Here is a 10,900-nt window from a genome sequence, read left to right as displayed (position 1 = left end):
TTATAGCAGTTTCCGTCATGACGATTATCTATACATCGCTTCGATCAGGTCGCTGAAGGCTTCGTTCACATACTTTCTCTTGACCTTCATGGTCGGTGTGACTTCCCCATCTTCCTCATAGAGCTTTTTTGGGAAAATAGTGAAGCGCTTGATCTGTTCCACCCGGGCCAGGGTTTGGTTGACCTGATCGACCTCGTGCTTGATGAGCTTTAGTATCCCTTCACTGCGGGTAAGGTCTTTGTAGGTGGAAAACTGGACCTTGTGGTCCTGGGCATATTTGACGACATTGTCTTCATCGATCAGAATCAGGGAAGATAGAAATTTCCTGCGGTCACCGATGACAACCGCATCGTTGATATACGGGCTGGCTTTTAATTTGTTTTCTATGAATTGCGGCGTAATGTTTTTCCCCCCCGCGGTGACGATAATATCTTTTTTCCGATCCGTTATCGTAAGATAGCCATGGCTGTCAATTTCTCCCACATCACCGGAATGAAGCCAGCCGTCTTTGATGGTCGCATCGGTTTCTTCGGGGTTCTTGAAATATCCTTTAAATACACCCGGGGAGTTTACAAGTATCTCTCCGTCATCGGCAATTTTGATTTTTACGCCGTCCAGAGGCTGTCCGACGGCACCAAATTTAACGTTTCCGATTCTGGAGAGTGTCGTCACACCGCTACCTTCTGTCTGCCCGTATCCTTCAACGAGGTTGACACCGATGGCTTGAAAAAAACAAAGCACATCGGGAGAAATGGGCGCCGCGCCTGAATAGGCGACCCGCATCCGATCAAATCCCAACCGCTCCTTCAACTTTCTGAAGACCACAAGGTATGCAAAAAAATAAAGGACTTCAAGAGAGAAGGGCACCTTTTTGAAGTTCATCTTAAGAGACGCTCTTTTTTGTCCGATCTTAAGCGCCGCATTGAAAACCAATCGTTTAAACCAGGTCGCATCGGACATTTTAATGATGATCGCAGAGTAGTACTTCTCCCATATTCTCGGAACCCCGTGCCCGACGGTCGGTGAAATCTCGATCATATTATCCGTTACGGTATCTAAGGTTTCGATGAAGTTGACCGTATACCCGACAGCGATGTGCCCCATTACCGAAAACAGCTGTTCGAAAACATGGCACAGGGGAAGAAAGGACAAGACTTCATCCGTATCATACATGGGATTGTTCGAAGTAATCGCCCCGCCCATCCATATGAGATTGGCCTGTGTCAGCATGACCCCCTTGGGCGGGCCTGTTGTTCCGGAAGTGTAGATGAGCATCGAAACATCTTCGGGTTTGATCTTTTTTATTCGGGCTTCAACCATGCCCGGGTGGGAAAGGGTGACCGCTTTACCGATTTCGATCAATTCCGCATAGGTCAGCACCGCAGGATCCTTGAAATGTCGAAGTCCTTCCGTATCCCACACAATGACCTTTGTGAGCCCGGGGGTGTTCTCCCGGAACATAAGCCACTTGTCCAGCTGCTCTTCATTTTCTACAAATAGAAACCTGGAATCTGAATGAGAGACCACATATTCAACCTGTTGCCATGCATTGGTGGCATATATGCCGGCGACAATTCCACCCGCACATTGGACAGACATGTTGATGACAACCCACTCGGGACAGTTGTCACCGATAATCGACACACAATCGCTTTTCTCGAGCCCCATGGATATTAGCGCAGAAGCGATGCGCTGTGTCTGTTTGAAGTATTCGTTCCAGGAAATATCATGCCAGAGGCCGTAGGCCTTTTTCCGTATGGCCACCCGGTCGCCATACTTTAAAACCGCTGCTCTAAAAACCTTCGGTATGGTTGAGTTTTTGCTGTTTTGCATTTTAGGGGTTACCGCCACCTTTTTTTCCGTTTCCACCGCTGATAGCCCTTGGCGGAGGACTCGGATCGAACACCCATATAGAATTCCTTCACATCTTTATCTCTCATGAGCTCCGCGGCTTTTCCTTTCATCACAAATCTACCGTTTTCCAGTATAAGCCCGTAATCGGAAATGGACAGTGCCATCCTGGCATTCTGCTCCACCAGCAGAATACTCACGCCTTTCCGGTTAATCGTCTTTATAATCTGGAATATCTCTTTTACCAGAATGGGAGACAGGCCCAGAGAAGGTTCATCCAGACAGAGGAGTTCGGGTCGACTCATCAGGGCCCTGCCGATGGCCAGCATTTGTTGCTCCCCCCCGGAAAGTGTCCCTGCCCACTGATTCCTTCTTTCTTTTAAAACAGGGAAGTAATTGAATATTTCGTCAAGGTCCGTACGAATGTTCTCTCTGTCTTTGCGGGTATAGGCACCCATCTGCAAATTTTCAAAAACCGTAAGCTCCTCGAAGACCTGGCGGCCTTCCGGAACGTAGGAGATCCCCATTCGGACAATCTTTTCAGTGTCTAAACCATCGATCCGTCTTCCCTTGAATTCGATGGTACCCTTGTCCGGCTGGTCTTCGATCAGCCCCATGATTGTTTTTAAAATGGTCGATTTGCCGGCGCCGTTATTCCCCAGAATAGCCGTAACCGTCCCCGCTTCAACAGCAAGAGAAGCCCCTCGAATCGCATATATCAGATCATAGTATGTCTCGATATTCTTTACTTCAAGCAACATGCTCAAGGTCTTCATCCGCTCCCAGATAGGCTTCTAGAACTTCGGGGTGTTTCTGAACGTCCTCCGGCGTCCCTTCTGTAATGGAACTTCCAAAATTGATGACCAGTATCCGACGGGAAATATCCATTACAATATTCATGTCATGCTCAATCAGAAGGATGGTGACACCGAGTTCATCCTGAATGTCCTTTATCCAGAAAATAGTGTCCTGCTTCTCTTCCGCGTTCATCCCCGCGCACGGTTCATCCAGCAGAAGCAATTCAGGCTCCAGGGCCAGGGCCCGCCCCAGTTCGACAAGTTTCTGTGTCCCGTACGGCAGCCCGCCCACCAGTTTGTCCCTGACGGTCTGTAGGTCAAGCAGGTCGATAATCTCTTCCACTTTTCTACGGTGCTCTGCTTCTTCCCGGCCCGCAAAAGAATGCTTGCCCCACATAAACATACAATCAAAGAGACCTGTTTTTAGATACAGATGCCTCCCCAGCATGATGTTATCCATGGTGCTCATATACTTGAAAAGTTCGATATTCTGAAATGTGCGGGCAATTCCGATTTTGGCAACCTTGTCCGGTTTCAGACCGATAAGATTTTTCCCTTGGAAATAAACATTGCCGGAATCCGGTTTGTAGATCCCGTTGATACAGTTGAATAAAGTGGTTTTACCGGCACCGTTGGGTCCGATAATAGCGTATATTCCACCTTTTTCCATTTGAAAGGAAATGTCATCCAGGGCTTTTAAGCCGCCAAATGAAATCGAAAGGTTTTCAATCTTGAAAAATACCATAAGCGTTCTTTGCAAGTGAAGCACCCCGCCCTAAGGGGCGGGGCTTCAAATTTGATGAATTCGAAAAAGTCGAATTCACCAAGTGTTTGGTGTTTAGTATTTTGTGTTTTGGTTGAAATAAGTAGTGTTATATCATAATGTTAAATCGCTAAGCACTAAACATCAAATACAAAACACTCTCGTAAAAAGGTCGTTTTTTGACTTTTTACGAGACCCTTAGATATCCGGGTTATTTAACGGTCAGCCAACTGGTCAGCACTTCATATTTGCCGTCCGCCAGGCATTTGACCAGAAAAACCTCGTTGGTTCCGAGCCTGCTGCTGGGGTCCTTCGGATCAAAAGGTTTAAAATTAATCGTTCCCATAATTCCCTTGAAATTTCTGATGCCTTCCATCTCTTTGACAAATCTCTCCCGGGTCAAATCACGGCCGCTCCGATGCAGAGCCTCCACCATTGGCTCGATAAAACCAAAGCCGGCATAGAAAAAGACACCCCATCTTTCCTCTTTTGCGGCGTATTTTTCATATGCTTTTTTATATTTTTTCATCAGCGGATTTTTGGAATCGGGCAGCTCGGCAAATGACCCCGTGATAACACCCTGCCACAATCCTTTGCTGATTTTGTACATAAATGGAAAATCGGACAGTGTGCTGGTGCTCATCCACTGAGGCGCGAATTGCATGGCCTTGGCTGTTCCCATGATGGTAAGCCCGTGTGTCGGGCTTACCCACAAAAGCACCGTGTCGGCCCCGGCCTGTTTCATTTTCATTACATGGGACTTCATGTCCTTATCTTTAACTTCTACCGGGACTTTGGCAACCAGTTCCAACCCGTGCCGCTTCAACATATTTTCCGCGCCTTCAAGGCCGTTTTTCCCGTACCCGTCATTCTGATAGGCCATGGCAATTTTCTTGCTGCCCAGGTTGTTTACCGCATACGCGACAAGCGCCATGGCCTCATTAAAATACAGCGGATAGGTCGCAAACTGGTATTTCTCAGGCGGCGTGATCCAATAATGCGACCCTGACGCCGCGCCCACCCAGGGGACCTTTCGCTCCATGAGGTACTTCCTTACCGCCATACCCGGCGCGGTACCCACGCCCGAAGCCCACGCAAATATGCCAACGCCTTCCTGCAGTTCTTTCACGCCCGCCATTGTCTTGGCAGGGTTGTAGCCGTCATCAAACATATGGTAAACAATCTTGCGGCCGTGTATTCCGCCGGCTGCGTTGATCATCTTGAAATAGACCGCCGTACCCCGGGCCACCGATCCCCAGGCCGCTGCCGGGCCTGTCTGGGGGCCCCACTGGCCGATGTGGATTTCCGTATCCGTAACCCCTTCTTCCGCCACCGCCCCAAAGGCAAATCCTATAACCATTACCATTACCGCCAATACAACCCACAATTGTCTCTTTTTCATACATGCCCTCCTTTTTGTTAGGTATAATGCAAGATTTAGGTCACACTTTTTTCACGTAATGCCTTGCGAAAAGTCCGCTCGGCTTAACGCAGAGAACCATGACAATGATCAAAAAAGCTACAACCGATTTAAATTCGATGGAAACGTAACCACCGAACAGATTCTCGATGATCCCGAGGAGATAGGCCCCGATCACCGCACCGGGCAGAGAGGTCATGCCCCCCATGACTGCGGCGGCAAACCCTTTGAGCAAAGGGTCCCACATCATGAAAGGCTGCATGGCAACCGGCGCAATCAGCAGTCCTGCCGTACAGCCCACAAAAGAGGAAATTCCCCAGGTGACCATTAAGATGCGATGGGTCCGGATTCCCATCAGGCGCGCGGCCGTGCTGTTTTGCTGGGTGGCTTTCATTGCCAGACCCAGTTTGGAAAACCTGAAAAAAAGAAAAAGGGCCCCCGTTAAAAAAAGCACCACAACAAGTGTCAGAACCTCCAGTGTGCTGATATAAATTTTTCCAAGAGCAATGCTGTCATAGGGTAAGATGGGAAATGCCATGGTTTTGGGGTCGGCGCCGAACTTCCAGGAGACCAGGCCCAGCAGGACCATCTCCATGCCAATGGTAATAACGATCATGCCGAGAATATTCGGTTCTTTTGCTCTCCTCAAAACGGCGAACTCCAGGATGCACCCCAGTACTGCTGAAAATATCAATGCGGCCGGAAATGCGACATAATAAGGCAGTCCATGATATTCAATGAGCATGTATGCAAAATAGGTAGAAATTAGCGCCATTTCACCCTGGGCAAAATTGGGGACTTCAGACGTTTTGTAAATAATGACCATGGCAAGTCCCATCAGGGCATAAGAACTCCCGACCGCAATTCCGTTGACAACTATCTGTAAAAAATCAAGCATAAGAAAATACTACCCCTAAAAAGGCCAGGTTTTCCAGTATTTTTTTATTCTAATCCAGATACCGTAAATCCCTAACGGCTCAAACAGCATAATCAGGATCATGATCGATCCGAACACAATGAACTGGATATTCGATATCCCGGTAGTTGAGAAATAGCTTCTGGAGAAGTTCTCCAGCCACTCACCCAGGTAAGGAATACTCAAAATATTCCTCAGTTGTAAATCCATCCAGCTGAGCAGTCCCGCCCCCGCGATGGATCCCATAATCGAACCCAGCCCTCCCACGACGATCATGGCAAGAAACATGATCGACATCATTAGGGTAAAAATTTCCGGTTCGATAAAGCGGAGTACAAACGCATAAAGACCGCCGGCGATACCGGCGTAAAAAGCACTCAGCGCAAATGCCAGGGTTTTGTACAGCACAAGGTTGACACCCATGGTTTCGGCGGCGATATCCGCATCACGGATGGCAATGAATGCTCGGCCCACCTTGGTTTTGATCAGGTTGCGAGCGGCAACCGTCATCAGGACGGTAATGGTGATTAAGAGGTAATAAAAATGCCTATCGGAGTTCAGGTGCCAGGGGCCAATGGTCAATTCAGGGGCATGCAGGCCGTCTCTGCCGCCAAAGAATTCCAATCTGCCGATAATCTGGGTGATGGTCAGCCCGAAGCCGAGCGTGGCAATGACGAGATACGGGCCTTTGAGCCTCAGCGCAGGCAGGCCGAGCAGAAAACCGAATAAAGACGCGATCAATCCGGATACGGGCAACGCGAGAAGAAAGGGGAGGCCGGCCCGGGTCATAAGGACGATCGTTCCATAGGCCCCGATGGCGAAAAAACCGGCATGGCCGAGAGATATCTGGCCCGTGTACCCCACAAGAATATTGAGACCCAGCGCCACAATGATGTTTATGGCCATAAAATTAGCGACATATACGTAGTAATTTTTAACCAGGAACGGAAAAACCGCAAGGAAGATAATGAGGACGGTAAACCAGAAAAAGATAACACCCGAGCTGAAAAGTTGCAGATCCTCGTAATAATCCCTTTTCATGTCCATGGCAGGGCTTCTTTCCAGTTCGTATGTTATTGATGCCGGCGCATCAACTTAGATTGGTGATGTATATTGCTATATTCAAATAAAATCGTGTTACGATTTTATCAAACTCCCGCAGTCAAGCTGCGGGATCAGATTGGCGCAAGGTTCACCCCGCTTTTAAAGCGGGGCTAAAATTCCCATCCCCGTAGCCCCACAAGCGGGATTTCCGCTGCGCTTCTATACATCAAAAATAACTTTCGCTTCCCAGCCTTCAGACCCTCTGCTGACCTGAATCTGATGGTAGGTTACCGCCTTGATTTCAATTTTGATCTCATGGCGGTCAGGATCAAAAGGATCGAGCTCGACCTTTGCAGACAACTCATTTTCAGAAAGGGCCAGAATATGTACTTGTTTTACCAACAGTTCTTTGCCGTTCCAGAAATACAACAGCTCCCTGAGCCAGTTTACCATCAGATCCGGCCAGTCATCACCAGTTACCTTAAGATCGGCAGTGTCCAGGTTCTCCAGCGAGTCGATTTCCGTGAGCATGTCAAATGTGGCAAAAGCGGCGTTGGCAAACAATTCCACCGGGTCGGTCCCAAAGACATGTATGCCGAAATCGGCCGTATGGTCAATCAGTGTATACTTTCCTCTAATTTTCTCCTTTTTGCTCAATACGTACTTCATTCACAAACCACATTTAAATAATAATTTTTCCGGTTTTTTCGGTGTTGTAACCGCCCAAGGCTGCCACCCGTTTTCTAAACTCGGCGGAATTGATGGTTTCAAGCAGGATCTGGATGTTTTGCGATTCAAAATGCGCCTCAGGAATTACAAGATCGTACTGTTCGGTGACTACGGGAATAAAGTCCAGGTTCAAGGCCTTGGCCGCTGCATAGATCCCTAAACCCACATCAGCGGTACCGCTAAGCACACCCACGGCTACCGACATGTGGGTAAACTCTTCATTTTCATAACCTCTTATTTTGGCGGGATCTATGCTTAGCTGCTTCAACCTGTAATCGAGTAGAATTCTGGTGCCGGATCCGCCTTGACGGTTTATGAATGTGATATCTTCACGGGCAAGATCCCCAAGTCCTTTGATTGCCTGCGGGTTTCCGGGCAGAACCATCAAGCCCTGATCCCGCAAAACAAGATGCACCAATCTTACCCTGATATCAGCAAGATACCGCTTTATATAGGAAATATTGTAAGTGCCGTCTTCAGCATCCAGAAGATGTAATCCCGCCAGATGGCACACCCCTTTTTTAATGGCCATCAGCCCGCCCATACTGCCGACGTGGCTTGAAGAAAGGATAACGTTGCAGTGGGCAGCCCTGATGCGGTCAGCCAAAACATCCAGCGTGTTGTCATGGCTGCCGACTGCAACAATGGTGTTGTTAACAGCCGCCAGGGGGCGCAGCAGTTCGGCCGTCACGGGCTGGTGAATTTCAAGACCCTCGAGATGGTTGGGTATCCGCACGATGCCATCGGCCTCGGTAAAGGTAGTGATACAGCCCGCCCCTCTGGGCAGAGGCGTTGCCACTATCTTGTTGTCGACAGCCCCCAGCTTTACCCTAAGGAATTCTTCAACACCAAGCTTGGATGCGATTTTTCTTGTGGGTTCAACTTGAACCAAAGGCCTTTGTTTTTCGGGCTGCCCCAGCATCCTGCAAATCAGCGGCCCGACAAACTGCTCAAAGGCGATGATGGCCGATACCGGGTATCCCGGGATTCCAAATACGGATTTGCTGTTGACGGCACCGATTAGAATCGGTTTTCCAGGCATAATCGTAACTCCGTGGACCAGTATCTCGCCAAGGTCGTCGATAACGCTCCTGGTATAATCTTCGGACCCTGCCGATGACCCGCCCAAAACCAGAACCATGTCAAAATCACTGTTAATCGCTCTGTCAATCGTTTGTTTAATTTGATCATGATCATCTATCAGCATCTCGTTGCGGACAAAATCTGCACCACACGATTCAATAAGATTCCCCAGCACAAAAGAATTGGTCTCAAACACCTGGCCGGGGGCAAGCTCTTCGGAGACGGTGCGTCGCCAGTCCACAAGCTCTGAACCTGTTGGAATAATGAGTATTTTAGGTTTTTTGCGGACTGCAACCTTAAAAACACCTCCGGAAAGCAGGGCGCCGACGCAATATGGAGTGATAACATGGTTCTGGGGAAATAAGAGTTCCGTAGCGACAATGTCTTCGCCCATTTTTCTGACGTTCTGCCATGGAAACGCCGGTGCCTCGATTTCAACACGGCTTTCGTCCAGGGTGTTGACATGTTCGATCATGATCACCGCATTGGTGCTTGCAGGCATTACATGACCGGTATTGATAAAGAATGCGTCCCTGGCGATCACAAGTTCTTTTGGTTTTGTTTCCGAGGCGCCAAAAGTAGTTTCAGCTTTTACGGCGATGCCGTCCATGGCCGCTGAGTGAAAATTGGGAGAAGAAAGCTCAGCGTATATTGGCTTTGCAAGTACCCGGCCAACAGCGTCCGGCACCGAAACCGCCTCGCTTAAAAGCACTCCGCTGGACGCAAACCTTTCAAAGAGGATTGCGCGAGCTTCTTGCAGGGTTTTCATCTGCAGATATATATTACGCTTATGTTGCATTTTTTTTCGTTTTCCATTTCCACCGCAAAGACGCAGAGGGCGCAAAGATTATAAAAATCATTTTTGACAGGATCGACAGGATATTCAGGATTTACTTATAATTTTTACCGTTTCCTGCCTCCGGCTCGTAGAGCCTACGCCTCGGAGAGATGAAACTGTGAAACCAAATAATCAAGTCTATCTTGTTAATCCTGTCTAAATAAAAATTGTCCATTGAGCGGTCCTACAAAAGGAAAACTTCAACCTCTGTGCCTTGATCCAAGCCTTCCGAGTTGATGCCGATTTCGATCAAGCCGTCGGCCTGTACCATTGTACGAATAAGGCCTGATTTACCCAGAATCGGTTCCGCCCATAGCACACCCTCTTTTTCAACCAGTCGCACCCGGACATAATCAATGCGCCCTTGCGCCGAGGAGAGGTTCCTGCTGAGCAGAGCAGAAGGTTTTATAACTTTTTTGTGTTGCGCAGCAAGGCCGGCGATATGTTCAATAAACGGCCGCACAACAATTTCAAGAACGACCATGGCGGATACTACATGGCCGGGCAAACCCCAAATGGACATGTGCTGCGATTTGGCTAAAATCGTGGGTTTGCCGGGACTGATCGATATGCCGTGGACCAGAATCTCGGCATCCGGCAGGGCCTTCAGCACCTCTATGGTAAAATCGCGGGTGCCTACGCTGCTTCCCCCTGAAAGCAGCACCATGTCTGCTTGAGCCAAAGCCGCTTTGCATATTTCGAAAAGATCATCAAAGCTGTCCCGCACAATCCCGAAAGAGACCGGCACACCTCCGGCGACACGCACCATGTTAGCCAGTGTATACGTGTTAATGTCCCGGATCTGGCCGGGTGCGGGAATCGCATTAACCGGCACGATCTCGTCCCCCGTGGAAATAACGGCAATAACCGGCTGGCGGTAAACACTGATGGTTCCTTTGCCCAAGGCTGCCAAAAGACCTATTTCCTGGGGCCGGAGTTTCCGACCGCCGGCAAGGACAGTATCACCCTTGCGGACGTCTTCCCCTTTTTCCAGAACGTTCTGCCCCGGAGCAACGCTTTTATATACTTCTATAGTTGTATTGTCGATAACCTCGGTATGCTCTACCATAACAACACTGTCGGCGCCATGCGGCAACATACCGCCTGTAGATATTTTAGCGGCTTCCCCGGATGCGATTGAAAATGAAGGGGATGCTCCCATCTCTACAGTGCCTTTTATGACCATATAGCCGGGGTTTCCTTCGGTGGAGCCAAAAGTTGAGGCAGCCTTGACAGCGTACCCGTCCATTGTGGCTCGCATAAAATCGGGAAGATCAATGTTCGAAACTATGTTATTAGCCAGAACTCTTCCCGCGGCCTTTGCCAGCGAAACGTCTTCGGTTCCCACCCGGGGGAAATCAGATGCGTAAGCAAGGACCTGCTTTAAATCCGTAACCTTGAAAAATTCTTTCATAAATAGAATCGCTCCGCCAATAGAATCGCTCCGCGATTCTATATA

At 48.8% G+C, this 10,900-nt stretch carries 9 protein-coding genes; all 9 read right to left on the bottom strand.

Features of this window, described 5'->3' with window-relative positions:
• Positions 1-24 precede the first annotated feature (24 nt).
• Entirely contained in the window at positions 25-1,833 is a 1,809-nt protein-coding gene (locus V3S16_RS15845) for an AMP-dependent synthetase/ligase (protein ID WP_413886676.1), read from the bottom strand.
• 8 nt (positions 1,834-1,841) lie between these two features.
• Positions 1,842-2,609, bottom strand: a complete 768-nt coding sequence (locus tag V3S16_RS15840) for an ABC transporter ATP-binding protein (RefSeq protein WP_413886678.1) — start codon at positions 2,607-2,609, stop codon at positions 1,842-1,844.
• Positions 2,602-3,408 (bottom strand): ABC transporter ATP-binding protein, encoded by an 807-nt coding sequence (locus V3S16_RS15835; protein WP_413886674.1) that lies wholly within the window; start codon positions 3,406-3,408, stop codon positions 2,602-2,604. Before V3S16_RS15835 ends, V3S16_RS15840 begins: the two co-directional genes overlap by 8 nt.
• 214 nt (positions 3,409-3,622) lie before the next feature.
• Positions 3,623-4,813 (bottom strand): ABC transporter substrate-binding protein, encoded by a 1,191-nt coding sequence (locus tag V3S16_RS15830; RefSeq protein WP_413886673.1) that lies wholly within the window; start codon positions 4,811-4,813, stop codon positions 3,623-3,625.
• Positions 4,814-4,853: 40 nt separating this feature from the next.
• Positions 4,854-5,729: a branched-chain amino acid ABC transporter permease gene (locus V3S16_RS15825; RefSeq protein WP_413886671.1), complete on the bottom strand. Its 876-nt coding sequence runs from the start codon at positions 5,727-5,729 to the stop codon at positions 4,854-4,856.
• Positions 5,730-5,744: 15 nt separating this feature from the next.
• On the bottom strand, positions 5,745-6,794 hold the full coding sequence (locus tag V3S16_RS15820; protein ID WP_413886669.1) for a branched-chain amino acid ABC transporter permease: 1,050 nt from the start codon (positions 6,792-6,794) through the stop codon (positions 5,745-5,747).
• A gap of 216 nt (positions 6,795-7,010) precedes the next feature.
• Positions 7,011-7,460 (bottom strand): archease, encoded by a 450-nt coding sequence (locus V3S16_RS15815; protein ID WP_413886668.1) that lies wholly within the window; start codon positions 7,458-7,460, stop codon positions 7,011-7,013.
• 13 nt (positions 7,461-7,473) lie between these two features.
• Entirely contained in the window at positions 7,474-9,402 is a 1,929-nt protein-coding gene (locus V3S16_RS15810) for a molybdopterin biosynthesis protein (protein WP_413886666.1), read from the bottom strand.
• A 223-nt stretch (positions 9,403-9,625) separates the two neighbouring features.
• The coding region (glp, locus tag V3S16_RS15805) for a gephyrin-like molybdotransferase Glp (RefSeq protein ID WP_413886664.1) at positions 9,626-10,900 on the bottom strand (1,275 nt) is incomplete at its 5' end.

The sequence above is a fragment of the Candidatus Desulfatibia sp. genome (assembly GCF_036446775.1).
Classification (GTDB): domain Bacteria; phylum Desulfobacterota; class Desulfobacteria; order Desulfobacterales; family UBA11574; genus Desulfatibia_A.
Note: the sequence above shows the minus strand (reverse complement) of the source record. Positions and strands in the feature narration are given on the sequence as shown.